Raw genomic sequence first — 22,216 nt, forward strand, 5'->3', positions numbered from 1 at the left:
GGTCGCCTTTTTCTAATGACCGGACCGACCGGGCGCGAGAACGCCCCGATCCGGCTTATGGACAGAATTTCATTGTGCGCGGGATGGATCTTGCCAAGGTGGTTTCCCTGAAAGGGACCTTCCCTGCGCTCAAAGCAAAAGAACGCTCGTTGCCGAGCGTCCTGCGCCGATGGCGTGCTTCATACAGGAATCTGCGCCAGAAGCAAGGCCCCGGCGCAATTCTCTGCAATCAAGCCTGGGCGGCAACCACCGTCCAGCGCTTATCCTTGGAGATCGGCGCGCATTCCTGGATGGAAACGACGTCACCTACCTTGTACTGGTTGTTTTCGTCATGCGCCTTGTACTTCTTGGAACGGCGGACCGTCTTCTGAAGCAGCGGGTGCGCGAATCGGCGCTCGACACGGACAACAACGGTCTTCTCGTTCTTGTCGGAAACGACTACGCCCTGCAGAATGCGTTTCGGCATATTATTCTTCCTTTAGGCCTTGGCTTCTGCCGCCTTCTGGCGGGCAATGGTTTTCACGCGGGCGATGTCCTTGCGGACTTCGTTGATGCGCGAGGACTTCTCGAGCTGGCCGGTAGCCTTCTGGAAGCGCAGGTTGAACTGCTCCTTCTTGAGCTCGGCGAGCTTGTCCTTGAGCTGGTCGGCGCTGAGGCCGCGTACGTCTTCGGCTTTCATCGTGCCTTCTCCTTACTCTGCGATGCGCTGAACGAAGCGCGTCGTGACCGAGAGCTTGGCAGAACCGAGGCGAAGAGCCTCGCGTGCGATTTCTTCCGAAACGCCGTCGATCTCGAACATGATACGACCAGGCTTGACCTTGCAAGCCCAGTATTCGACCGAACCCTTACCCTTACCCATACGAACTTCTGTGGGCTTTGCAGTAACCGGGACGTCAGGGAAGACGCGGATCCATACGCGACCCGCGCGCTTCATGTAACGGGTGATCGCGCGGCGAGCCGCTTCGATCTCGCGAGCGTTCACGCGGTTCGGTTCCTGAGCCTTCAGGCCGAATTCGCCGAATGCCAGGTCGTAGCCGCCCTTGGCCACACCCTTGATGCGGCCCTTGAACTGCTTGCGGTACTTGGTACGCTTTGGCTGCAACATTTTCTTACTTCTCCGAGCTTATCTTTCGCCAGCGCTAATCAAGCGTTTTCGCGTTCGCGGCGACGGTCGCCACGATCGCCACGTTCACGGCTTGCCGGACCCTGGGCGTCGCCTTCCAGGGCGCGGCGTTCGGATGCCATCGGATCGTGCTCAAGGATTTCACCCTTGAAGATCCAGACCTTGATCCCGCAGATGCCGAATGCGGTCTCGGCTTCAGCCGTCCCGTAGTCGATGTCGGCGCGGAGCGTATGAAGCGGCACGCGGCCTTCGCGGTACCACTCGGTACGAGCGATTTCCGCCCCGCCGAGACGGCCGGCGCAGGTGATCCTGATGCCTTCGGCGCCAAGACGCATGGCCGACTGAACGGCACGCTTCATGGCACGACGAAACGCCACGCGGCGCTCGAGCTGCTGAGCGATCGACTGGGCAACCAGCGTCGCGTCAACTTCCGGCTTGCGCACTTCAACGATGTTGAGGTGCGTTTCCGAAGAGGTCATCTCGGAAAGCTTCTTGCGGAGCTTCTCGATGTCGGCGCCCTTCTTGCCGATGATCAGGCCCGGACGTGCCGAGTGAATCGTGACGCGGCACTTCTTGTGCGGACGTTCGATGACCACCTTGGCAATGCCTGCCTGCTTCAGTTCGGACATCAGGTACGCACGGATCTTCAGATCCTCGTGCAGCAGCTGGCCGTACTCGGCATTGTCCGCGAACCAGCGGCTATCCCAGGTGCGGTTAATGCCGAGGCGGAAGCCGATCGGATTGATTTTCTGGCCCATTATGCGGCCTCCCCTTTTTCCTCGACTTCACGAACCACGATCGTCAGGTGCGCGAAGGGCTTCTCGATACGGGAAGCGCGGCCGCGACCGCGAGCGTGGAAACGCTTCATGACGATCGACTTGCCGACGTATGCTTCCGATACGATCAGGCTGTCGACGTCGAGGTCATGGTTGTTCTCGGCATTGGCGATTGCGGACTCGAGGGTCTTCTTCACCGTGCCTGCGATGCGCTTGCGGGAAAATTCCAGCTCAGCAAGCGCGCGGTCGACCTTCTTGCCGCGGATCATGGCGGCAACGAGGTTCAGCTTCTGTGGGCTGACGCGAAGCGTACGGGCAACGGCTTGCGCCTCGTTGTCCTTCAGCCGGCGTTCGGTCTTTGCCTTCGCCATCGTTACTTCCTCTTCGCCTTCTTGTCTGCGCCATGACCGTAGTAGGTCCGCGTCGGGGAGAATTCCCCGAACTTGTGACCAACCATGTCTTCGTTGACGCTAACGGGCACGTGCTTGCTGCCGTTGTAGACGCCGAACGTCAGACCGACGAACTGGGGCAGGATCGTGGAGCGACGGCTCCAGATCTTGATTACTTCACTGCGGCCGCCTTCACGAACCTTCTCAGCCTTCTTGAGAAGATAGCCGTCAACAAACGGGCCTTTCCATACTGAACGAGCCATTCCTGACTACCTCTCTTACTTCTTGCGCTGATGGCGCGAACGCATGATGAACTTGTCGGTCGACTTGTTCGAGCGCGTACGCTTGCCCTTGGTGGGCTTGCCCCACGGGGTCACCGGGTGGCGACCACCGGAGGTGCGGCCTTCACCACCACCGTGCGGGTGGTCGACCGGGTTCATGACGACACCGCGGTTATGCGGGGTCTTGCCGCGCCAGCGGGTACGACCGGCCTTGCCGTCGTTGATGTTGCCGTGGTCCGGGTTGGATACGGCGCCAACGGTGGCGAGGCAGGATCCCGGAACGAGGCGCTGTTCGCCGGAGTTCAGGCGCAGGATAGCCATGCCCTGGTCGCGGCCGACGAGCTGTACGTAGGTGCCGGCGGAGCGAGCAATCTGGCCGCCCTTGCCCGGCTTCATCTCGACGTTGTGAACGATCGAGCCGACCGGGATGTACTGGAGCGGCATGGTGTTGCCGGGCTTTACGTCCACAGCCTTGTCGGAAGCAATGACCTTGTCGCCGGCAGCAAGGCGCTGCGGAGCGAGGATGTAGGCCAGTTCGCCGTCCTCGTACTTGACGAGAGCGATGAACGCGGTGCGGTTGGGGTCGTATTCCAGACGCTCGACCGTGCCTTCGACGTCGAACTTGCGACGCTTGAAGTCGACCAGGCGATAGGTACGCTTGTGACCGCCGCCGATGAAGCGGGCGGTAATGCGGCCGAGGTTGTTACGGCCACCGCTCTTGGAAAGACCTTCCGTCAGCGCCTTGACCGGCTTGCCCTTGTGAAGACCGGACCGGTCGACGATGACCAGCTGACGCTGGCTCGGGGTCGTCGGGTTGTAGCTTTTCAATGCCATTGTTCTTTACCTCAGAGTCCGGTGGAGACGTCGATCGACTGGCCTTCGACCAGCGTGACGACGGCCTTCTTCACGTCCTTCTGCTTGCCAATGAAGCCGCGGAAACGCTTTACCTTGCCCTTGCGGACCAGCGTGTTGACGGCCTTGACCTTCACACCGAACAGCGCCTCGACGGCGGCCTTGATCTCGGGCTTGGAAGCATCCTTGGCAACGTTGAAGACAACCTGGTTCTGCTCGGATACCAGCGTCGACTTTTCGGTGATCGCCGGCGAGACGATCACATCATAGTGGCGAAGATCGGTCACTTGAAACGCTCCTCTAGAGCTTCAACCGCAGCCTTGGACAGCACGAGCTTGCCCCGACGCAGGATGTCGTAAACATTGATGCCATGAACCGGCAGAACATCGACGTTCGGAATGTTCTGAGCGGCGAGCTTGAAGTTGTTGTCGAGCTCCGCACCACCGATGAACAGAGCATTGGTGAGGCCGAGCGACGCAAACGAACCGGCCAGCACCTTGGTCTTGGCTTCCGCCGCCACCAGGCTATCGACGACGATCAGGTCTTCCGCCTTCAGCTTGGCCGACAGGGCGTGGCGCAGAGCAAGCGCACGGACCTTCTTGGGAAGGTCATGGGCATGGCTGCGAACGACCGGACCGTGGGCCTTGCCACCGCCGCGGAACTGAGGAGCACGAGCGGAGTGGTGGCGAGCGCGGCCCGTACCCTTCTGCTTGTACATCTTCGCACCGGTGCGGGAGACTTCCGAACGGTTCTTGATCTTGTGGGTGCCCTGCTGCTTCTTGGCGAGCTGCCAACGAACCATGCGGGCCAGGATATCTTCGCGGGGATCGAGGCCGAAGATCTCATCCGAAAGGGAGACCTTGCCAGCGTCTTTTCCCTCGAGGGTCTTGACGTTGAATTCCATTTGCTTGGCTCCCTTACTTCGCAGCCGACTTGACGGCGTCGCGAACGACGATCCAGGCGCCCTTGGAGCCGGGGACGGCACCCTTGACGAGGATCAGGCCACGGTTTTCGTCGGTGGACACGACTTCCAGGTTCTGCGTGGTGACGCGCGTCTGGCCCATGTGACCAGCCATGCGCTTGCCCTTCCAGACGCGGCCCGGATCCTGGTTGGAACCGGTCGAACCATGCGAACGGTGCGAAACCGACACACCGTGCGTGGCGCGAAGACCACCGAAGTTGTGGCGCTTCATGGCGCCGGCGAAACCCTTACCGATCGTGGTGCCGGTCACATCCACGAGCTGACCGGCTTCGAAATGCGAGGCCTTCAGCTCGGTGCCGACGTCGATCATGTTGTCTTCGGAAACGCGAAACTCGACGAGCTTCGACTTCGGCTCGACCTCGGCCACGGCGAAATGGCCGCGCAGGGCCTTCGTCGTGTTCTTTACCTTGGCAGTGCCCGCACCGAGCTGAACAGCCGTATAGCCATTCTTTTCCTTGGTGCGATGAGCAACGACCTGGCAGTTCTCCAACCGCAGTACCGTTACCGGGATATGCTCGCCGGCGTCGTTGTAGACGCGGGTCATTCCCACCTTCTGTGCAATTACACCCGAACGCATCGGTTCAATCCTTCTCACTCAGCTCGAGACGAGACGTCTCAGAGCTTGATCTCAACATCGACACCGGCGGCGAGATCGAGCTTCATCAGCGCGTCTACCGTCTGGGGTGTCGGATCTACGATGTCGAGGAGGCGCTTATGCGTGCGCATCTCGAACTGCTCGCGGCTCTTCTTGTCGATGTGGGGGGACCGGTTAACCGTAAACTTCTCGATTCGGGTCGGAAGCGGAACGGGGCCCCGGACACTAGCACCGGTGCGCTTCGCCGTCGACACGATCTCGCGCGTAGAGGCGTCGAGAATCCGATGATCGAATGCCTTCAGGCGAATGCGGATATTTTGGCCGTTCATTCGACGTTATCCTTGTTCTTCGTTTTCCACGTGCACGCAATACGGCACGGGTTTTTCTTCTACCTAAGGCGGACCACCGGTTTCAAAGATCGAAGGGGACACCGGGGTGCGGCATCCCTTTCCACTCTTCGGGCCGAGCGGCCCACCTTATTGTTGATTGCAGTTCCCTGCCCCATTCGAAGCAGGGGCAAATCGCGCTCGCGCGCCATTTGCTACATTTTCGTGTCATAAGCAAGTCGCCACCGGCGTCTTGCTTAAAGATTCTGTCACCGGAGGCGCAGGGCAGCCCTGCGCCTCCGGCAAACCATTACTCGACGATCGAAGCGACGATGCCGGCGCCGACGGTGCGGCCGCCTTCGCGGATCGCGAAGCGCAGCTTTTCTTCCATCGCGATCGGAACGATCAGCTCGACGTCAACCGTCACGTTGTCGCCCGGCATAACCATTTCCGTGCCTTCCGGAAGCGTCACGATGCCCGTCACGTCCGTCGTGCGGAAGTAGAACTGCGGACGGTAGTTCGTGAAGAACGGCGTATGACGGCCGCCCTCTTCCTTCGTCAGGATGTAGGCTTCGGCCTTGAACTTCTTGTGCGGCTTAACCGAACCCGGCTTGCACAGGATCTGGCCACGCTCGACGCCGTTGCGGTCGACACCGCGAAGCAGCGCGCCGATGTTGTCGCCGGCCTGGCCCTGGTCGAGCAGCTTGCGGAACATTTCAACGCCCGTGCAGGTCGTCTTGATGGTCGGACGGATGCCGACGATCTCGATTTCCTCACCGACCTTGACAATGCCACGCTCGACGCGGCCCGTCACAACCGTACCACGGCCAGAGATCGAGAACACGTCTTCGATCGGCATCAGGAACGGCTGGTCGATCGGACGCTCAGGCGTCGGGATGTAGGCGTCGACCGCAGCCATCAGTTCGCGGATCGCGTCTTCGCCGATCTTCTTGTCCGAATCTTCCAGGGCAGCAAGAGCCGAGCCCTTGATGACCGGGATGTCGTCGCCCGGGAAGTCGTAGGACGACAGGAGTTCGCGGACTTCCAGTTCGACGAGTTCGAGAAGCTCGGCATCGTCGACCTGGTCGACCTTGTTGAGGAACACGACGATCGCAGGAACGCCGACCTGGCGGGCAAGCAGGATGTGCTCGCGCGTCTGCGGCATCGGGCCGTCGGCGGCCGAGCAGACCAGGATCGCGCCGTCCATCTGGGCGGCACCGGTGATCATGTTCTTCACGTAGTCGGCGTGGCCGGGGCAGTCGACGTGCGCATAGTGGCGGTTCGGCGTCTCATACTCGACGTGCGCCGTCGAAATGGTGATGCCGCGCGCCTTCTCTTCCGGAGCAGCGTCGATCTGGTCGTACGCCTTGAACTCACCGAAGAACTTCGTGATCGCCGCCGTCAGCGACGTCTTGCCGTGGTCAACGTGACCAATCGTGCCGATGTTGACGTGCGGCTTGGTCCGCTCAAACTTGCTCTTTGCCATTGAATGCTTCCTGTGGACATGGATGTGGACCCGGCACGCGGGTTTGGTGTGGCCGTTTAAGGCTTTCGCTCGCGATGCGCAAGACATAAATGCTCGGCCGCCACGGTGCCCGCCATGTGGATCCGCGGCGCCGCGGCAGGGGGCCGGTCATAGCGTATGCAGGTGGGGGATGCAGGGCGGCTGCCGGAGTAGGCAACCTGCGAGGCATGGACTATCCCTGTCATGATCCGCTCCCGAAGGTGATCGAGATGACCATGCCAGACGAAACAGCCTAACCCACCCTCGTCATGCGCCTCGACTTCAGCGACAGCCACCGCCTCGGCCGCGGAAGATCCAGCTTCTCGAGAACATCCGCATCCACGGATCGATTTCCGCCGGGGGGCGCGCCATGGACATGTCCTATCGCCGGGCGTGGATGCCGGCCGACGAGATGAACCGAATATTCCATGAGGAGGAGCAAGCGCGACTGGCAGTCGACGGCCATATGGAGTAGCTGACGTCGGTGCGGCACCCGTGGTGCTCATCCGAGTCGAGCCGGATCCGTCGCTGAGGCCCACCGTCAGCGAAGAACCTCGAAACCCTCCGCTTCGAAGAAAGGCTTCGCCTCGTCGGATTTCAGGAACTCCAGGTATTCGGCAGCCTGCGGATTGCCGGTGCCGGCCAGCAGCGCAACCGGGTAGACGATCGGCGAGTGCGTTTCCTCGGGAAAGGTTGCGACGACGGTCACGCCGGGATCGGCCGCAGCATCCGTGCGGTAGACGATGCCGTACGGCGCCTCGCCGCGCGAAACGAAAAGCAGGGCCGCCCGGACGTTCTCGACACCGGCAACGCTCGCCTCGACAGAAGGCCAGATGCCTAGCCTCTCGAGCGCCGCCTTGCCGTATTTGCCTGCCGGAACCGAATCGGAGGCAGCCATGGCGAGCTTTCCGCCGCCGAGCAGGCCTGCGAGATCGAAACCGGGCTTGATCTCCACCGGCTCCGCGCCCTGCCCGCCGATCAGCACGATACGGTTGCCGAAAAGGTCCACCCTGCTCTCCCCGTCAATCAACGCACGTTCGTCGAGGTAATCCATCCAGGCGAGGTCCGCGGAGATGAAGAGATCAGCCGGGGCACCGGCCTCGATCTGTTTCGCTAGGGCAGAGCTGGCTGCATAGGAGACGGACACCGCGACCCCGCTCTCCTTGGTCCACGCGTCACTCGCCGCATCCAGAGCGTTCTTCATGCTGGCGGCGGCGAAGACTGTGACCGCCTCCTGAGCGGCAGTCGCCGAAGCCCCCGCCGCGAGCACGGCACATGCGAGAGCGGCACCCCTTGCCCATCTCGAAAGTGGTCCGATCATGCGCTACCTCCGCTTCGTTATGTTCTTGAACCATAGCGAGCACGGCAGCTCAGTCTATATCTCCTTTCGGTAGCACGCGGCCTGGCGATGCGTTGAAGATAACGGGCTCGCTACCGTCCGCTTGCTGTCCCAGGAGCGAGAAAGCGCACCCGTCTACGAGGCCTTGGGACGCGATCGCAGGGGGCCGGATCGACCGGCCATTCCGTAGACGTGCGAAGAGGAGAGGATATGGAGCGGGTAGCGGGAATCGAACCCGCGTATTCAGCTTGGAAGGCTGCTGCTCTACCATTGAGCTATACCCGCGGGGCTGGCCGATCCGGTGACGAATGGTGGAGGGAGTTGGATTTGAACCAACGTAGGCTGAGCCAACGGATTTACAGTCCGTCCCCTTTAACCACTCGGGCATCCCTCCATTTATCCGTCGGGATCGAAGCCAAGCTCGTCAGATCGAGGCGCCGGGCTTCGATCTGCGCCGCGTATATGACGGCCTCCCGCTCGTCTGTCAACACGGGTCGGCCGCCTATTCCGCGAAAAAAAACGCGCGCCCAGCGGAGGTTATTGCGCGACGACCGGCTAGGCTCCGAAAGGCGTCGGGGCTATAAGGCCCCATGAGCAAGAACGACAAGCACGACAAGTCCGGCCGGGACAGCCATTATGCCAATCTCCGCCGCGCCGTACGCGACGCAAAGCGCGAGCGCGGCGAAATTCCGACGCCGTCGGGACGCAAACGCGACAAGGCAGTCGGCTGGAAGGCGCCGGAGCTGCTGCCGGATCAGGTCTATCTTTACGGCCTTCATACGGTGCGCGCGGCACTCAATAATCCTGAACGGAAGATCATCAGGCTTTCCGTGACGCAGAATGCCTTTGCCCGCCTCGAGCTTCCGGATCCATCTACCCTGCCCTATCCGGTGGAGTTCGTTTCTCCCCCCGACATCGACAAGGTGCTTGGGCCGGATGCCATCCACCAGGGCGTGATGCTCGAAACCCGGCCGCTGCCGGTGAAACGCCTGGAAGCGCTGAAGGAAAGCCCTCTCCTCTTGGTGCTCGATCAGGTCACGGACCCTCACAACGTCGGGGCGATCATGCGTTCGGCAGTCGCATTCGGAGCAGGCGCGCTCGTCACCACCCAGAGACACAGCCCTACGGAGTCTGGAGTCATGGCCAAATCCGCCTCCGGCGCGCTGGAACTCATACCTTATATCCAGATCACGAACCTGGCGCTTGCGCTGGAGGAACTGCATGCCCTGGGGTTCCAGACGATAGGGCTTGATTCGGAAGGTCCCGCGCCCCTTGAAGGCAGTTTCGCCGCAGACAAGATCGCGCTCGTCCTCGGCTCGGAAGGCAAAGGGCTGCGGCAGAAAACGCGCGAAACGGTGAAGGCACTGGCACGGCTCGACATGCCCGGCGCCATCAAGTCGCTGAACGTGTCGAATGCGGCTGCCGTCGCCCTCTATGCGGCACGGACGCACTTGATGCGGAATGCTCCGTCGGCAGCGTGACGCGATCGCCAATGCGAAACGATGAACTTCTCGAGGAATTTGAGGCGGCCGCCTTGGCGGCGGGGCGCTCCATCCTTGAATTCTACCGGCGAAACCCGGTCGTGAAGGAGAAAGCCGACCATTCGCCGGTCACGGAGGCGGATGAACGGGCGGAGCGAATCATCCTCCAGTACCTGACGAAGATTGCGCCCGATATTCCAGTAATCGCCGAAGAAGAGGTGGCGAGAGGCAATGTCCGGACGATCGGCGATCGATTCATCCTGGTGGACGCGCTGGACGGTACGCGCGAGTTCATTGCTCAGCGGCCGGAATTCACTGTAAATATTGCGCTTGTTCATGAGGGAGCGCCTGTCCTGGGCGTGGTTTATGCACCCGCACAGGCGGTCGCCTACTGCGGAAGCAGCGCAGGCGCATGGAAATTGGGCATCGGCGCTGACTTCAAGGTGACGGAGCGGAGCCGGATCTTCGTCCGCCACGCCCCGCCCGCGCCCGTTGCGCTTGCAAGCCGCTCACACGGATCGCTCCAGACGCAGGAATATCTGCAGCGGCATGAAATCACCGAGATCCGCCGGCTCGGCTCGTCACTCAAGTTCTGCCTCCTCGCGGAGGGGCTTGCCGACCTTTATCCGCGTTTTGGACGTACCATGGAATGGGACACGGCGGCAGGCGACGCCGTCCTGCGGGCCGCAGGCGGACGGACCAGGACATTGGACGGAGCGCCCCTCGCCTATGGCAAGACGGCACGCAGCGATCAGCCAGACTTCGCGAATCCCGACTTCATCGCTTCAGGTGGCTGAAGGCCGCCTCAAGTTTCAACAGGCATTCTCTTCGTAAGGAAAATGGTGCAGCGACGGGGAGAAAGTGCGAACCAACTATGGGCGGCGATCCTCGAAATGTGGGATTGGGTGCATGTCCCAGGACGCCTCGACCTGAGCAAGCATGGATCTTCGTGATGACCTTGATGGGATCACGGGTCGCCGCCCTGCTACGATCCTTGATCCCACTGACTACCCGACCTGAAGTCTCTGGTGCCTACGCTCAGACGGCTTGCTTGAGATGCTGAACTCCCCCCGGACACGAGGAGTCGAATCGACTACCATCCGATCCAGTTGCCGCGGTAGGCGGAACAGAAGTTCAATCTCTGATGCCGAAGATGCGCGCGCTGGACCTACCAGCGGCAGCAGCCGGTGTTCGACCGAGATCTACCTGGGTGTGCCGTGCAAGACAAATTGCCATCAGCAGACCGCCACTTTCAGCGCCGGCAGAAAGCGGCAGCAACCGGATTGCATCTGCCCAAATCGATGAACTGTTCCCAGGAATGGTGCTCTGTCGGGCGGACCCTGTGATTTCACATGCGGATCAATCTGAAGTTCAGCCGACGAGCAGATGCTTCATCGTTGGATCGGGGATGACCACGATCCGGCTGCCATCACGAACTTCGTCGTGAAGGTGTATCACATCCTGATTTATGAGCCGGATGCATCCGGAAGAAACAGCCTTTCCGATACTGAAGGCTTCCGGAGATCCATGGATACGATAGAGCGTGTCTCTGCCGTTTTCATGGATGTAGAGGGCGCGTGCGCCAAGCGGATTGTTGATCCCGGGATCCATGCCGCCATTGGCGATGCTGTAGGGCTCCAGTTCGGGATTTCTTGCGACCATAGAGTCGGGCGGCGTCCAGCGCGGCCATTCCCGCCTGTAAGCCATGATGGCCTCCCCAGCCCAGGCAAATCCATCACGTCCAACGCCGATCCCATAGCGCATGGCGCGCCCATCTGCCTTGACGTGATAGAGATATTTGCCGGGCGTATCGACCACGAGGGTTCCAGGCTTCTCGTCTGTCGGATAGTCCACCTCGGTTCGCCAGAACTGAGGTGGTAGCTGGCTGATATCCACTTCCGGGATCGGAAATCGCTCGTTCGGCATCGCATAATACATGGGCGGAACCACCGGCTTGGGCGCAGGCGGCGGTTCGGCGATCGTCACGACGGGCGGCGGCTCGGTTGATACACAGCCAGAAACGGCGATCGCCCCTACACCAAGGATGAAGGAGCGCCTTGGCAAGCCTGCACCAACCCGCCGTCCGGTTGAGCTGGTCGTTCTCTCGTCAGTCTGAATGTCATAGGCCATGTGGGTACTCTCTGTTGATCTCGAAGGCTGCTTCCAAGCCTGCCCGCCTTAAGGCAGCCTTAAGTGACGACGAGGGCTCGCGTGCGCGCCGTCGAACCCATCCGCTCGGGCCGCTCAGGCCGCGCGGGCCTCCGCGATCGCCTCCTTCAGCCCCTTCTCGTCGAGCACGCCTGCGAAGGTCGTCCGGCCGATGACGAAGGACGGCGTGCCTGCGAAGTTGAAGGCAAGCGCCTGACTGTAGTTGCGGTCGAGCAGGCCAGAGATCTTGGCGCTGTGCTCGTTCACGGCGGCAGCAATCTCCTTCATGGTGAGGCCCGCGCCCGTCAGTGCCTTCTCCACGGCTTCTTCGGTCAGCTTGCCCGTCGTCTTCATCAGCGCTCCCATGGCAGGCTCGTACTTGCCGATCTGCGCGGCTCCGAGGACTGCCTGGGCAGCAAAGATCGAGGCACCTCCGGAGACGGGCCAGTCCTTCAGCACCAGCCGGACATTACCGTCCTCGCGAACGACCTTTTCCAGCATCGGGTGGATCTTCTTGCAGTAGGGGCACTGATAATCGAAGAACTCGACGACAGTGACGTCGCCCGCGGGATTGCCGAGAACCGGCGCGTCAGGATCATGGAAAACGGTCTTCTCGGTGATCTCCTGGCTGAAGGCGATCCTTGGAAGGACGGCCGCGAAAGCGGCAGTGCCGGTGGTCACGGCGAGCAGGTTTCTGCGGGTAATCATCTCATACTTCTCCTTTTCCGGATTGTTCGGGTCCAAGCACGACGACCTTCGCGCCTTTCGGCACGCGTCGGTGCAGATCAATGATGTCGTGGTTCAACAGCCTGATGCAGCCGGACGAGACCGACTTGCCGATCGTCCAGGGCTCATTGGTGCCGTGGATGCGGTAGAGCGTGTCCTTGCCGCCCTGGTAGAGGTAGAGGGCGCGCGCTCCCAGAGGGTTCATGATGCCACCCTCCAGGCCCGATGCAAAAGGGCCGTAGCGCTCCGGATTGCGCTTGATCATGTTCTGGGTCGGCACCCAGCCGGGCCAGCGCGCCTTTCGGGCTATGTCGGCCTCGCCTTCGAACTCAGTGCCGGCCTTTGCGACGCCGACGCCGTAGCGCATCGCCTTGCCACCCTTCATGACGAGGTAGAGGAAGCGGGAATGTGGATCGACCACGATCGTGCCCGGTGGATAGCCCGTCTTGTAATCCACCACCTGGCGGACGTTCTTCGGGTCCATCTTCGACACGTCCACGCCGGGGATCGTTTCGTCGCCATCCCTGATCGCACCATACATGCTGGCAAGCGACGGATCCGCTTTCGGGGTTTCGATGGATGGAGGTTCCGCAGCCGTCTGCGCGCAGGCCGACAACCCGATGACGAGAAGCAGAGCCGTTAGCGGGAGCCGCGGAGCGGTCGCTCTGGCAGGTGTCATCGGGATATTCCTTGTTGAAATTTGAGTTCGTCGATCTTTTCCGCGAGCACCTCGCGGGAAATCTCACCGAGATGGGAGCCGGCGAGCGTACCGTCGGCTGCGAGAAAGAGTGTCGCGGGAAGCCCGACCGCCGAATAATGGCTGCTCAGCAGAAGCTGCGGATCAAGCACTGCCAGCGGCAGGTCGAGGTTCTCGCTCCGGAGGTAGTCGGCCACTGTTGCCGTCTGCTCGCCCTGGTTTGCGAAGACAAAGTCGACATCGGCCGTTCTGGCTGCGAGTTCCGCCATCATCGGCAGTTCGCGGCGGCAAGGCGGGCACCAGGTGGCCCATAAGTTCAGAACCGTGGGACGACCGTTGCCACCGACCGTGGTTTCGGCACCATCGAGCATGCGGAACGCGCACGTCGGCGGCGGAAGCCGCGCACTGGAATAGGTCAATGCAAGTGTCGCCGCCGTCGCAACAACGCCTGCCACAACGCTTGCCGCGGCCCATGCGCCAAGCTTTCGGCTTCTCAGGAACAAGAGGACGAGAATCACGGCGACGCCTGCCGCACCTCCGCTCCAGGAGAAGCCGCCCTGCCACACCGCAAGGACACGCCAGGGCTCTGAAGCGAAGCTCCCGGCATGCTGCAGAACATGTCCGATGCGCGCCGCCGCAAGCCCGACGACCGCCGTCCAGGACGACCAGCGTCCGAGCCTGTCGTCGACCCGGTGGGCAAGAACGGACGCCGCAGCGAGAAACACGACCATGCCCGCGATGGCAGCGAAGCGTTCCGCGTCGAACGCGAAGGGACCGAAGGAGACCGCGTTCATCAGGGAGGGCTCTTGGCGGCTGACGCAGACTTCGTAACGGTGTCGGCAGTGATTTCTCCCACCAGCCTGCTGTGGGCAATCTCATTGTTGTTGCCGTCGAGGAACAGCATAGTCGGCGGCCCGACGACCTGCAGTTCCTTCATCAGCGACTGGTTGGCCTCGTTGATCTCGCTGAGATCAACCGAGATCAGACGGACGCCATCCAGCGCATTTGCCACTGTCGGGTCCGGAAAAACGGATCGCTCGATTACCCGGCAGGTGACGCACCAGTCGGCCGTGAAGTAGACAAGCGAGGGGGTGCCTCCCCCGTCGGCTGCCAGCAGCGAGGATAGTTCGGATGTGGAGGCCGCGGACTGAAACAAGTCCTTGCCGATCGCTTTCGTTGTTGTCGCGTCTCCGGAGCGCGCGACAGTGATGGTCGCGAGAGGCTTCAGAGGATCGGTTGCGCCCGAGAGGCCACCAATCCCTAGGATGACGCCGTAGAGACCCGCCAACATGCCCGCGGATTTGGCAAGCCGTGCAGCGCCATCGGCCTCGGGTCGCATCTCATCGAAGGCTCCGATGAAGACGGCGAAGGTGATCGCCAGGATGGACCACAACAGAAGACCCGTGCCGGCAGGCAGCAGACGGTCCAGAAGCCAGACGGCGGTGGCGAGGAAGAGGAAGCCGAAGACCTGCCGGACGCGTTCCATCCATTGCCCTGCACGAGAAAGCAGGCCCGATCCGAAGGTCCCCATCAGGATCAGCGGGATGCCCTTGCCGACGCCGAGCGCAAACAGGGCCGTCGCGCCGAGGACGACGTCTCCGGTCTGCGCAATGTAGAGAAGCGCGCCCGCCAACGGAGCCGTGACGCAGGGCCCGATGACCAGAGCGGAGGAAAATCCGAGTGCCGCCGAAGACGCCAATGAACCTCCTGAACCGCGGCGCGCGGCAAGCCGGTTCCTGAGGAAGGACGGAAGCTGCAGTTCGAACAGGCCGAAGCTAGAAAGTGCCAGAGCTACGAAGATGGCGGCAACGACGAGTGTGGCAGCAGAAGACTGCAGCGCGATCTGGAAGCTCTGGCCCCACCCTGCAGCGATGACGCCGAAGAGACTGAAGGCAGCTGCCAAGGAAAGGACATAGGTTGACGACAATACAAATCCACGTCCGGCCGACAGGCTCTCGCCCTCCCTCGACAGCGTCGCTGCAAGGATCGGGTACATGGGAAACACGCATGGCGTGAAGGCCAGCAGGACGCCGAGCCCCAGGAAGCCGGCGAGCAGCAACAGCACGCCGCCGCGGTCGAGCAGAGATCCGACGATTCCGTTGGAGGACTGGTCCGAAATACGGATACCGGGACTGTCGGCGGGTTCCGTCACGGCTTTGGAGACCAGAGGGAAAGCTGCCTGCGATTGCAGCGCGATTGGGGGAGCAGCCAGTTCGCTATTGCTGATGGGCGCAAGCGCCGCAGGGTCGATATCGACAGTGGTCGGAGGATAGCAGAGGCCGCCGTCCTGGCAGCCCTGGTAGGTGACCTTCAAGGAGCCGGTGATCGGCCCCGCGATCGTTGCCGTGGCCGTTCCGTAATAGACCTCGGTGCTTCCATATCCGGGATCCTCCTTGATGACGCCAGCCGGAGTTGCGATCTCGACGCGCTTGCCATCTGCACCCGTCGCGCTCAGGTAATCCCGATAGAGATAGTAGCCGTCCTCAAGCTGCCATCTTATGGCGACGTCAGCACCGTTGCGCCGGGCCTCCATGCGGAAGGCCTGATCCATGGGGAGCGGCGGTTCCATGGCGAAGGCTACCGCCGACGCCGCCAAGGTCACGATGCAACTTGAGATCGAGAGGAAGAAGCGCAAGGATCCGCTCCGGTTGCCTGATATGGAGCGGCGGTCTCTCCTCCCAACCTTAAGGCAGCCTTAAGGTGGCGGGCACAGGGAGGGAGTAAACCTAGACGAGGATGTGATGCGCCTGCTGGTCGTGGAAGATGACGAGATCCTATTGGACGGCCTGAAGGTCGGGCTGCAGATGTGCGGCTTCACGGTCGACGCCGTGGCATCGGTGGCCGACGCCGACGCGGCCATCGAGGCGGACCGTTTCGATGCGGTCATCCTCGACCTCATGCTCCCGGACGGAACTGGTCTCGACGTGTTGGCAAAGATGCGCCGGTCGGGCGACCGCACCCCTGTTCTCCTCCTGACTGCGAAAGACGAGGTTGCCGATCGAATAGCAAGGCTGGACCTGGGAGCCGACGACTATCTCGGAAAACCTTTCGATCTCGACGAGGTCGCTGCGCGGCTGCGCGCCATCGTCCGCCGCGGCCATGGCAGGGCCTCAGGGCTGCTCGAGTGGAAGGACGTAAGCTTCGACCCGGCGCGCATGTCCGCATCGCGTGCCGGCACGGCGATATCCCTTTCGCGGCGGGAGTTCGTCATCCTGCAGGCGCTGATGGAGACGCCCGGCGTCATCCTGTCCCGCTCCAAGCTGGAAGAGAAACTGTACGGCTGGCAGGAGGAAATCGAGAGCAATACCGTGGAGGTTCACGTCCACAAGCTGCGCTCCAAGCTCAGGGCGAGCTTCATCGAGACGGTGCGCGGCGCAGGCTATCGATTGAGGGCGGCACAATGAACTCCATACGGATCAGGCTGTTTGCGATCCTGATTGCCACAACCGGCGCGGTGTGGCTCCTCGCTGCCGCCTGGATCTATGCCAGCACGCAAGCCGAAGTCGAGCGCGTGCTGGATGCCCGGTTGATGGAAGCGGCCCGCATGGTGAGTTCGCTGATCACGGATCATCAGATCGATCCCGCTGCCGCAGCCAATGCGGCAGCCGCGAATGCTCCCCCACCGCCATTCGAAGAAGCCCGCGGCAGCTACAGCCGCCAGCTTTCCTGCCAGATCTGGTCGCTTCAGGGCAGCCTCGTCAGCCGCTCGGAAAGCGCACCCGCAACCTCGCTCGCCAGCCATACGGATGGCTTCGAAGAAACCGAGATCGACGGAGAACGGTGGCGCGTCTATGCCGTCGTCAATCCAACGCTTGGCGTCCGCGTGCTGGTCGGTGACAGCCTTGAAATTCGCGACCGGCTGATCGGCGACGTCATCAAGGGACTTCTCGTTCCGGGCATCGTTATCCTCCCCATCCTTGCGGGGCTGATCTGGCTGAGCGTCGGTCGAGGTCTCGCCCCACTGACGCGCATCGCCGAGGGAACTTTCCGGCCGTTCCGCATCGGAGCTTCATCCCTTGGAGGCTGGCACCGTCCCGCGGGAGGTGCGGCCGGTCATCCGGGCGCTGAACAGCCTGTTCGGGCGCGTGGCCGAAGCACGAGACCGTGAACGGAGCTTCACCGCCTATGCCGCGCATGAACTGAAGACGCCGCTCGCAGGTCTCAAGACCCAGGCGCAGATTGCCCTTCGAACCGACGACCCGAGCGTCCAGCGCGACGCCCTCTCCCGCATCTCCGCAAGCGTCGACCGAACCAGCCGGATGGTCAGGCAGCTTATCGATCTTGCCGCGGTCGATGCGTCACAAGACATCGCAAGGGACGAGGATGTCGATCTCGCGGTCCTTCTAAGTGAGATCGCTTCTGAACTGGAGACGCAACTTGCGGCGAACGACGTTCACGTGGCGATGGAACTCGCGGATCAGGCTCAGTCACCCACCGTCATCCGGGGCGACAGGATCCTTGTTCGTCTGGCGATCCGCAACCTCCTGGAGAACGCCATCCAGCACTCTCCAAACGGCGGTGAAGTCAGGTGCCGCGTCCTCGCGAGGAATGACGAAGTCTGCGTTGATATCCTGGACCAGGGGCCAGGGATCCCGCAGGAGGACGAAAAGCGCGCCACGGAACGCTTCTTCCGAGGATCCAAGGCCCATGGCCATGGCAGCGGACTCGGATTGTCGATCGTCCAGATGGCGCTCGACCGCCTGGGCGGAAGCCTAACATTCGAGCGAGGCGGCCGCTGGTTCGTCGCGAGAGCGTCGTTCCCGGTCTGAGCCTTCAGTTATTGTCGCAGCGCCAGGAGTCCCCCTCATGTGCTGCGTCTGATGCCAACGGCTCGCAGAACGGTATCGAGCTTGCTGCCGCCCTTGACGTCGAAATCACCTCTGAGCGCCTTCAACGCATAGCGCTCCTGATTGATCTCTTCTGCTGTTCGGAAGCCCAGCCTGCGTAAAATTGGCAGCGGCGGACACCAGCCCTGGATAGCGTGCTGGAAGAGAAAGCCGGTTACGATCGCCGGTAGTGCAAGCCATCTTCGGTCCACAGTGGCCGCCAGCATCGTTCCCGTGAATGCCAAGGTGGAAGCATTCGCCTCAAGCGTCCGCTCGATGTCCCATTCCCGATCGAGTTCGGCCAGCCTCACTGCGATCTGGTCCGGGTGGGTTTCGTAGTAGGCGAGCCTCTCTTCCATCTGCCAGCGAAGGCCGTTGTTGATCTCGTCGGATGTCTGGGCGCTGACCCGATTCGCTGTCGTGGCCATGGTCTTGATCTCCTCTGCGCGGGAACCACAGGGGATGCACAAGGTTCCGCTACCGGCCTTGAAAATATTATATCGTATAAAGATTTGGGAGCCAGTTATGCCTGTCTCTAATGGGCCGAGTACGGACCGCTCGCTGCTAAAGCACCGGCATCATAAGCGGACAGTCCAGCTCTAAATGTCCAGGTTAACGCTTGTGGACCTTTGGCGCGCTGCTGATGAGCTGGCGTGTATAGGGGTCCTGCGGATTGCTGAACAAAGCATCGACGGGTGCTTCTTCCACGAGACGCCCGGACCGCATCACCGCGACCCGGTCGGAGACGGCTTCCACCACCGCAAGGTCATGGCTAATGAACAGATAGGAAAGGCCGAAGCTCTGCTTTAGCTCTTGAAGCAGGAGCAGGACCTGCGCCTGAACGGAGACATCGAGGGCGCTGACCGGCTCGTCCAGGATGAGGATCTGCGCCTCCGCGGCGAGCGACCTTGCAATCGCGATGCGCTGTGCCTGCCCACCCGAGAATTCATGCGGATAGCGGCTCAGGGTGTCGGCGGGCATCCGGACTGCGTCGAGGAGTTCTGTCATCCTGGCCCGCCGCTCTTCCGCGTCATAACGGTTCAGCTGTCTCAACGGGGTTTCCAGGATCTCGCCGATCGTCTTGCGCGGGTTAAGCGACGCAACGGGATCCTGAAATACGTATTGGACTATCTTGCCGAAGGCACGCGGGCCTTGCCGGCGCAGTTCATCCGCGTCTCGGCCCGCAATCATCATCTCGCCGGCTGTCGGCTTCTCCAGCCCGACCAGCATCCGAGCAAGCGTGCTCTTGCCAGACCCGCTTTCGCCCACCACGGCCAGCGTTTCCCCGGGCCGTAGTGCCAGCGAAACCCGATCAACCGCCGTCACCATGTGCCGCCTGCCGCCGAACAGGGCGCGGCCGCCTCCGAAGGTCTTGGTGAGGTTGCGGACCTCGAGCATATGCGGCGTCATGGCCAGTTCTCCGGCCGGAACAGCGCCGATACGTGCTCCAGGAATTGCTTTCCCTGTCCGATCTCTGGAACGCAGGCGATCAGCCGCTTCGTGTAGGCGTGCTGGGGATTGGCCAACAGGCCCCGCGTGTCGCCCGTCTCCACCACCTCGCCATCCTTCATGACCGCGACACGGTCGCAGATGTCCGCAACCACCCCGAAATCATGGGTGATGAACAGAAGCGCCATTCCCCGTTCCTTCTGAAGCTCCCGCAGCAGATCGAGGATCTGGGCCTGGACCGTGACATCCAGCGCCGTCGTCGGCTCGTCGGCAATGATGACATCCGGATCGTTGGCGAGCGCCATGGCGATCCCGACGCGCTGGCGCTGCCCGCCGGAAAGCTGATGAGGGAAGTGCTTCGCACGTTCGCCGGCATCCGGAATGCCGACCCGTTCGAGAAGCGCGATGCTGCACTCCCGAAGGGAACTGCGGTCCAGCCTCTGATGTGCGGCGATCGCCTCCTCCACCTGGCGGCCAATGGGATGCATCGGATGCAATGTCGTCAGCGGGTCCTGGAAGATATAGGCAACCCGACTTCCCCTGCAGGCAATCAGCTTGGTCTCCGGCATGGCGAGGACATCCTCACCATGGAGGTAGACTGCGCCGTTGCGAATGATTCCGGGCGGCGAGTTCACCAGTCCCATGATCGACAGCGCGGTCACGCTCTTGCCCGACCCGCTCTCGCCGATCAATCCCAAGCACTCGCCCGGCTGAAGGTAAAGCGAGACGTCCTTCACGGCGGCCGAATAGTGCCCGTTGCGGGTGAAGCCTGTTTCCAACCCCTGGACATCCAGCACGGCATCGGCGTTGCCAGGCTTCGGTACTGTCCGATCCGGATCGACAGCCGTACGGGGACCTGGGCGAAGAAGCGCACCCGATCGCAGACGTGGGTCAAGCACGTCGCGAATGCCGTCACCTAGAACGTTCAAGCTGATGACAATCAGGAAGATCATCACGCCCGGCACGACGGAGACATGGGGCGCCGTGAAGAGCTGCGCCCTGCCCTCGCCGAGCATCGAGCCTAGGTCCGCCTGGGGCGGTTGCGCGCCTAGGCCGAGGAAGCTCAGGCCTGCCGTTTCCAGGATCATCCATCCGGCGGTCGTCGACATGGTGATGACGATCACCGGCAGGACGTTGGGGAGGATCTCGGTCGCAAGTATGGAGACATGGCCCTTGCCGGACAGACGTGCTGCGTCGACAAACTCCGCATGGGACAAAGCCAGGGTCACGCCCCGGACGTTGCGGGCGAAGAAGGGGATGTTGACGACTGCGATCGCGTAAAGCGCGTTCATCAGCCCCGGCCCGAGCACCGCAACGATTGCAAGCGCCAAAAGGATGTAGGGAAAGGCCATCAGCATGTCGACGCCGCGCATCATCAGGTTGTCGGTCCGGCCGCCCGCATAGCCGGAGACGAGGCCGATAGCCGAACCGATCACCGCCGCGACCAGCGTCGCCGAAAAGCCAACGGTCATGGAAACGCGACTGCCCCAGATGAGGCGGCTGAGGATGTCGCGCCCCAACTGGTCCGTGCCGAGAAGGTGGCCCTCGGACAGGACCGGTCGCAGACGCTCTGCCGGCGCCGTCGCGTTCGGATCGGGCAGCGGCAAGACCGGCGCCAGGAGCGCGACCAGCACGAGCATCCCCAACAGGCACAGCCCGATGGACGCAAGCCGGTTATGGAAGAGCAGTTTCCAAGATGAAACGCGCTGCGACCCCGCCTTCGGCGCCGGCACCACCATAAGGCTGTCGGTCATGAGCGGATCCTTGGGTCAAGCATGGTTTGCAGCATATCGGCGGCAAGGTTGAAGAGAACATAGCTCGCTGCCACGACGAGGACTCCCCCCTGCACGAGAAGTATGTCGCGGGTCGAGATGGCGTTGACGAGCATGGCGCCGATGCCGGGCCATTGGAAAACGGTCTCGATGTAGACGGCGCCGCCGAGCACGAAGCCTGCCTGTATCCCTATGACGGGGATGACGCTGACGACAGCTGCACGAAAGGCGTGGCGGTAGATGACCTGCCGTTCCGGCAGCCCCTTGGCCCGCGCCGTGCGGACGAAATCCTGGCGGAGAACTTCCAGCATGGCGGCGCGCGTCAACCTGGCGATGACACCGGCGGCGACAACAGCAAGGGTTGTCGCGGGGAGGATCAAGTGAAGTAGAAGATCTTTGAAATCACCGCCCCCATAGATCGCATACATGCCACTGGCCGGCAGCAGCCGCCACTTCACCGCGAACAGTAGTATGAGGATCAGACCGAGCCAGAAGGACGGCATGGATATTCCGGCAAGGACCACGAAGGTGATGACCTTGTCCGCCCAACCGAACTGACGGACCGCCGAGACGACCCCCGCGAGGAGACCGATCACCGCACAAAGGACGAGCGATACCCCGGCAAGAACCAGCGTGGCCTGGAACCGCTCCAGCACCTCGTCGAGGACGGGACGATTAAGGGCAAAGGATCGGCCAAAATCCCCTTGGAGGACATTGCCGATCCAGATGACGTACTGCTGCACAAGCGGCTTATCGAGGCCAAGATCGCGGTTGATGCGCTCCACGTTCTCCGGCGTTGCATAGGCCCCTAGTATGGCAGTCGCCGGATCGCCGGGGATCATCGACATCACCAGGAAGACGATGACGGAGAGGCCGAACAGAACGGGAAAGACCGAAAGCAGCCTCTTGGCGGCATAGGCAGGCATGAGCAGCCTCCGAGAAGTGTTCGC

The 22,216-nt window shown here is 62.0% G+C and carries 27 protein-coding genes, 2 tRNA genes and 1 pseudogene; 6 read left to right on the forward strand and 24 right to left on the reverse strand.

The annotated features are described in order from the left end of the window. Nucleotides 1–229: 229 nt before the first annotated feature. From rpsQ to tuf, 12 genes are all read right to left on the reverse strand, one after another. Entirely contained in the window at nt 230–466 is a 237-nt protein-coding gene (gene rpsQ, locus RTCK_RS06100; RefSeq protein ID WP_142520903.1) for a 30S ribosomal protein S17, read from the reverse strand. Between the two features lie 12 nt (nt 467–478). Further along, a complete protein-coding gene (gene rpmC / locus RTCK_RS06105) occupies nt 479–679 on the reverse strand; it encodes a 50S ribosomal protein L29 (protein WP_142592157.1) in 201 nt (66 codons plus the stop codon). 12 nt (nt 680–691) lie between these two features. Next, complete coding sequence (gene rplP, locus RTCK_RS06110; RefSeq protein ID WP_142520905.1) at nt 692–1,105, reverse strand: 50S ribosomal protein L16; 414 nt, start codon at nt 1,103–1,105, stop codon at nt 692–694. A gap of 38 nt (nt 1,106–1,143) precedes the next feature. Next, the gene (rpsC, locus tag RTCK_RS06115; protein ID WP_142520906.1) at nt 1,144–1,881 is read right to left on the reverse strand and encodes a 30S ribosomal protein S3; all 738 of its coding nucleotides are present in this window, start codon (nt 1,879–1,881) and stop codon (nt 1,144–1,146) included. Further along, nucleotides 1,881–2,270, reverse strand: coding sequence for a 50S ribosomal protein L22 (gene rplV / locus RTCK_RS06120; protein ID WP_037151099.1), 390 nt, complete (start codon nt 2,268–2,270; stop codon nt 1,881–1,883). Before rplV ends, rpsC begins: the two co-directional genes overlap by 1 nt. Before the next feature lie 2 nt (nt 2,271–2,272). Further along, complete coding sequence (gene rpsS, locus RTCK_RS06125; protein WP_028735901.1) at nt 2,273–2,551, reverse strand: 30S ribosomal protein S19; 279 nt, start codon at nt 2,549–2,551, stop codon at nt 2,273–2,275. A 15-nt stretch (nt 2,552–2,566) separates the two neighbouring features. Continuing rightward, nucleotides 2,567–3,403, reverse strand: a complete 837-nt coding sequence (gene rplB / locus RTCK_RS06130) for a 50S ribosomal protein L2 (RefSeq protein ID WP_142520907.1) — start codon at nt 3,401–3,403, stop codon at nt 2,567–2,569. An 11-nt stretch (nt 3,404–3,414) separates the two neighbouring features. Beyond that, nucleotides 3,415–3,708 carry a 50S ribosomal protein L23 gene (locus tag RTCK_RS06135; RefSeq protein WP_142520908.1) on the reverse strand — a complete coding sequence of 98 codons (294 nt, stop codon included), beginning with the start codon at nt 3,706–3,708 and terminating at the stop codon, nt 3,415–3,417. Further along, nucleotides 3,705–4,325: a 50S ribosomal protein L4 gene (gene rplD / locus RTCK_RS06140; protein WP_142592158.1), complete on the reverse strand. Its 621-nt coding sequence runs from the start codon at nt 4,323–4,325 to the stop codon at nt 3,705–3,707. Before rplD ends, RTCK_RS06135 begins: the two co-directional genes overlap by 4 nt. Nucleotides 4,326–4,338: 13 nt before the next feature. After that, nucleotides 4,339–4,980 carry a 50S ribosomal protein L3 gene (gene rplC / locus RTCK_RS06145; RefSeq protein WP_142520910.1) on the reverse strand — a complete coding sequence of 214 codons (642 nt, stop codon included), beginning with the start codon at nt 4,978–4,980 and terminating at the stop codon, nt 4,339–4,341. A 38-nt stretch (nt 4,981–5,018) separates the two neighbouring features. Beyond that, entirely contained in the window at nt 5,019–5,327 is a 309-nt protein-coding gene (gene rpsJ, locus RTCK_RS06150) for a 30S ribosomal protein S10 (RefSeq protein WP_003547547.1), read from the reverse strand. Between the two features lie 307 nt (nt 5,328–5,634). Then, entirely contained in the window at nt 5,635–6,810 is a 1,176-nt protein-coding gene (gene tuf, locus RTCK_RS06155) for an elongation factor Tu (RefSeq protein WP_142520911.1), read from the reverse strand. 287 nt (nt 6,811–7,097) lie between these two features. Between tuf and RTCK_RS20780 the strand changes: the two are divergent. Continuing rightward, nucleotides 7,098–7,264, forward strand: a pseudogene (locus tag RTCK_RS20780) (winged helix-turn-helix domain-containing protein); the annotation flags it as partial. Nucleotides 7,265–7,369: 105 nt separating this feature from the next. Here RTCK_RS20780 and modA read toward each other — a convergent pair. The 3 genes from modA to RTCK_RS06170 form a co-directional block, all read right to left on the reverse strand. Next, nucleotides 7,370–8,149, reverse strand: coding sequence for a molybdate ABC transporter substrate-binding protein (gene modA, locus RTCK_RS06160; protein WP_142592159.1), 780 nt, complete (start codon nt 8,147–8,149; stop codon nt 7,370–7,372). 229 nt (nt 8,150–8,378) lie between these two features. Beyond that, a tRNA-Gly gene (locus tag RTCK_RS06165) sits at nt 8,379–8,452 on the reverse strand. 24 nt (nt 8,453–8,476) lie between these two features. Further along, nucleotides 8,477–8,561, reverse strand: a tRNA-Tyr gene (locus RTCK_RS06170). Between the two features lie 196 nt (nt 8,562–8,757). Between RTCK_RS06170 and RTCK_RS06175 the strand changes: the two genes are divergently transcribed. Together RTCK_RS06175 and cysQ are read left to right on the forward strand one after the other, a co-directional pair. Then, a complete protein-coding gene (locus RTCK_RS06175) occupies nt 8,758–9,648 on the forward strand; it encodes a TrmH family RNA methyltransferase (RefSeq protein ID WP_142592160.1) in 891 nt (296 codons plus the stop codon). A gap of 11 nt (nt 9,649–9,659) precedes the next feature. Further along, the gene (gene cysQ, locus RTCK_RS06180) at nt 9,660–10,445 is read left to right on the forward strand and encodes a 3'(2'),5'-bisphosphate nucleotidase CysQ (protein WP_142592161.1); all 786 of its coding nucleotides are present in this window, start codon (nt 9,660–9,662) and stop codon (nt 10,443–10,445) included. 574 nt (nt 10,446–11,019) lie between these two features. Here cysQ and RTCK_RS06185 read toward each other — a convergent pair. The 5 genes from RTCK_RS06185 to dsbD form a co-directional block, all read right to left on the reverse strand. Next, entirely contained in the window at nt 11,020–11,778 is a 759-nt protein-coding gene (locus RTCK_RS06185) for a L,D-transpeptidase (protein ID WP_142592162.1), read from the reverse strand. A gap of 114 nt (nt 11,779–11,892) precedes the next feature. Beyond that, complete coding sequence (locus tag RTCK_RS06190; protein WP_142592163.1) at nt 11,893–12,504, reverse strand: DsbA family protein; 612 nt, start codon at nt 12,502–12,504, stop codon at nt 11,893–11,895. Between the two features lies 1 nt (nt 12,505). Further along, on the reverse strand, nt 12,506–13,201 hold the full coding sequence (locus RTCK_RS06195) for a L,D-transpeptidase (protein ID WP_142592164.1): 696 nt from the start codon (nt 13,199–13,201) through the stop codon (nt 12,506–12,508). Then, the gene (locus RTCK_RS06200) at nt 13,198–14,013 is read right to left on the reverse strand and encodes a TlpA disulfide reductase family protein (protein ID WP_142592165.1); all 816 of its coding nucleotides are present in this window, start codon (nt 14,011–14,013) and stop codon (nt 13,198–13,200) included. Before RTCK_RS06200 ends, RTCK_RS06195 begins: the two co-directional genes overlap by 4 nt. Next, on the reverse strand, nt 14,013–15,854 hold the full coding sequence (dsbD, locus tag RTCK_RS06205) for a protein-disulfide reductase DsbD (protein WP_235988600.1): 1,842 nt from the start codon (nt 15,852–15,854) through the stop codon (nt 14,013–14,015). The genes RTCK_RS06200 and dsbD overlap by 1 nt, the downstream gene beginning before the upstream one ends. Nucleotides 15,855–15,960: 106 nt before the next feature. Between dsbD and RTCK_RS06210 the strand changes: the two genes are divergently transcribed. Genes RTCK_RS06210 through RTCK_RS06220 form a run of 3 tightly spaced genes read left to right on the forward strand, consistent with a single transcriptional unit; the run spans nt 15,961 to nt 17,988 of the window. Further along, complete coding sequence (locus RTCK_RS06210) at nt 15,961–16,623, forward strand: response regulator transcription factor (RefSeq protein WP_142592166.1); 663 nt, start codon at nt 15,961–15,963, stop codon at nt 16,621–16,623. Beyond that, nucleotides 16,620–17,327 carry a sensor histidine kinase N-terminal domain-containing protein gene (locus tag RTCK_RS06215; RefSeq protein WP_142592167.1) on the forward strand — a complete coding sequence of 236 codons (708 nt, stop codon included), beginning with the start codon at nt 16,620–16,622 and terminating at the stop codon, nt 17,325–17,327. Before RTCK_RS06210 ends, RTCK_RS06215 begins: the two co-directional genes overlap by 4 nt. Further along, a complete protein-coding gene (locus RTCK_RS06220; RefSeq protein ID WP_142592168.1) occupies nt 17,236–17,988 on the forward strand; it encodes a sensor histidine kinase in 753 nt (250 codons plus the stop codon). Before RTCK_RS06215 ends, RTCK_RS06220 begins: the two co-directional genes overlap by 92 nt. Before the next feature lie 35 nt (nt 17,989–18,023). Here the strand turns inward: RTCK_RS06220 and RTCK_RS06225 are convergent, their stop codons facing one another. The 4 genes from RTCK_RS06225 to RTCK_RS06240 all read right to left on the reverse strand — a co-directional run bounded on the left by RTCK_RS06225 (nt 18,024) and on the right by RTCK_RS06240 (nt 22,192). Further along, nucleotides 18,024–18,473, reverse strand: a complete 450-nt coding sequence (locus RTCK_RS06225; protein WP_142520934.1) for a hypothetical protein — start codon at nt 18,471–18,473, stop codon at nt 18,024–18,026. 184 nt (nt 18,474–18,657) lie between these two features. Then, entirely contained in the window at nt 18,658–19,455 is a 798-nt protein-coding gene (locus RTCK_RS06230; RefSeq protein WP_142592169.1) for an ATP-binding cassette domain-containing protein, read from the reverse strand. Next, entirely contained in the window at nt 19,452–21,248 is a 1,797-nt protein-coding gene (locus tag RTCK_RS06235; RefSeq protein WP_235988601.1) for a dipeptide/oligopeptide/nickel ABC transporter permease/ATP-binding protein, read from the reverse strand. The genes RTCK_RS06230 and RTCK_RS06235 overlap by 4 nt, the downstream gene beginning before the upstream one ends. Beyond that, the gene (locus RTCK_RS06240) at nt 21,245–22,192 is read right to left on the reverse strand and encodes an ABC transporter permease (protein ID WP_142592170.1); all 948 of its coding nucleotides are present in this window, start codon (nt 22,190–22,192) and stop codon (nt 21,245–21,247) included. Before RTCK_RS06240 ends, RTCK_RS06235 begins: the two co-directional genes overlap by 4 nt. Between the last annotated feature and the right edge of the window lie 24 nt (nt 22,193–22,216).

This window comes from Pseudorhizobium endolithicum, from assembly GCF_902153245.2.
GTDB lineage: Bacteria > Pseudomonadota > Alphaproteobacteria > Rhizobiales > Rhizobiaceae > Neorhizobium > Neorhizobium endolithicum.

What these genes read in the sequence shown, in the direction of transcription:
- RTCK_RS06195 (WP_142592164.1), bottom strand. Translation starts at nt 13,201, where the DNA reads ATGACACCTGCCAGAGCGACCGCTCCGCGGCTCCCGCTAACGGCTCTG.
- rplV (WP_037151099.1), bottom strand. Translation starts at nt 2,270, where the DNA reads ATGGCGAAGGCAAAGACCGAACGCCGGCTGAAGGACAACGAGGCGCAA.
- modA (WP_142592159.1), bottom strand. Translation starts at nt 8,149, where the DNA reads ATGATCGGACCACTTTCGAGATGGGCAAGGGGTGCCGCTCTCGCATGT.
- RTCK_RS06215 (WP_142592167.1), top strand. Translation starts at nt 16,620, where the DNA reads ATGAACTCCATACGGATCAGGCTGTTTGCGATCCTGATTGCCACAACC.
- rpsJ (WP_003547547.1), bottom strand. Translation starts at nt 5,327, where the DNA reads ATGAACGGCCAAAATATCCGCATTCGCCTGAAGGCATTCGATCATCGG.
- rpmC (WP_142592157.1), bottom strand. Translation starts at nt 679, where the DNA reads ATGAAAGCCGAAGACGTACGCGGCCTCAGCGCCGACCAGCTCAAGGAC.
- RTCK_RS06200 (WP_142592165.1), bottom strand. Translation starts at nt 14,013, where the DNA reads ATGAACGCGGTCTCCTTCGGTCCCTTCGCGTTCGACGCGGAACGCTTC.
- rplB (WP_142520907.1), bottom strand. Translation starts at nt 3,403, where the DNA reads ATGGCATTGAAAAGCTACAACCCGACGACCCCGAGCCAGCGTCAGCTG.
- rpsC (WP_142520906.1), bottom strand. Translation starts at nt 1,881, where the DNA reads ATGGGCCAGAAAATCAATCCGATCGGCTTCCGCCTCGGCATTAACCGC.
- RTCK_RS06185 (WP_142592162.1), bottom strand. Translation starts at nt 11,778, where the DNA reads ATGGCCTATGACATTCAGACTGACGAGAGAACGACCAGCTCAACCGGA.
- rplP (WP_142520905.1), bottom strand. Translation starts at nt 1,105, where the DNA reads ATGTTGCAGCCAAAGCGTACCAAGTACCGCAAGCAGTTCAAGGGCCGC.
- RTCK_RS06210 (WP_142592166.1), top strand. Translation starts at nt 15,961, where the DNA reads ATGCGCCTGCTGGTCGTGGAAGATGACGAGATCCTATTGGACGGCCTG.
- rplD (WP_142592158.1), bottom strand. Translation starts at nt 4,325, where the DNA reads ATGGAATTCAACGTCAAGACCCTCGAGGGAAAAGACGCTGGCAAGGTC.
- rplC (WP_142520910.1), bottom strand. Translation starts at nt 4,980, where the DNA reads ATGCGTTCGGGTGTAATTGCACAGAAGGTGGGAATGACCCGCGTCTAC.
- RTCK_RS06235 (WP_235988601.1), bottom strand. Translation starts at nt 21,248, where the DNA reads ATGACCGACAGCCTTATGGTGGTGCCGGCGCCGAAGGCGGGGTCGCAG.
- RTCK_RS06230 (WP_142592169.1), bottom strand. Translation starts at nt 19,455, where the DNA reads ATGACGCCGCATATGCTCGAGGTCCGCAACCTCACCAAGACCTTCGGA.
- RTCK_RS06190 (WP_142592163.1), bottom strand. Translation starts at nt 12,504, where the DNA reads ATGATTACCCGCAGAAACCTGCTCGCCGTGACCACCGGCACTGCCGCT.
- RTCK_RS06240 (WP_142592170.1), bottom strand. Translation starts at nt 22,192, where the DNA reads ATGCCTGCCTATGCCGCCAAGAGGCTGCTTTCGGTCTTTCCCGTTCTG.
- rpsS (WP_028735901.1), bottom strand. Translation starts at nt 2,551, where the DNA reads ATGGCTCGTTCAGTATGGAAAGGCCCGTTTGTTGACGGCTATCTTCTC.
- rpsQ (WP_142520903.1), bottom strand. Translation starts at nt 466, where the DNA reads ATGCCGAAACGCATTCTGCAGGGCGTAGTCGTTTCCGACAAGAACGAG.
- tuf (WP_142520911.1), bottom strand. Translation starts at nt 6,810, where the DNA reads ATGGCAAAGAGCAAGTTTGAGCGGACCAAGCCGCACGTCAACATCGGC.
- cysQ (WP_142592161.1), top strand. Translation starts at nt 9,660, where the DNA reads ATGCGAAACGATGAACTTCTCGAGGAATTTGAGGCGGCCGCCTTGGCG.
- RTCK_RS06175 (WP_142592160.1), top strand. Translation starts at nt 8,758, where the DNA reads ATGAGCAAGAACGACAAGCACGACAAGTCCGGCCGGGACAGCCATTAT.
- RTCK_RS06225 (WP_142520934.1), bottom strand. Translation starts at nt 18,473, where the DNA reads ATGGCCACGACAGCGAATCGGGTCAGCGCCCAGACATCCGACGAGATC.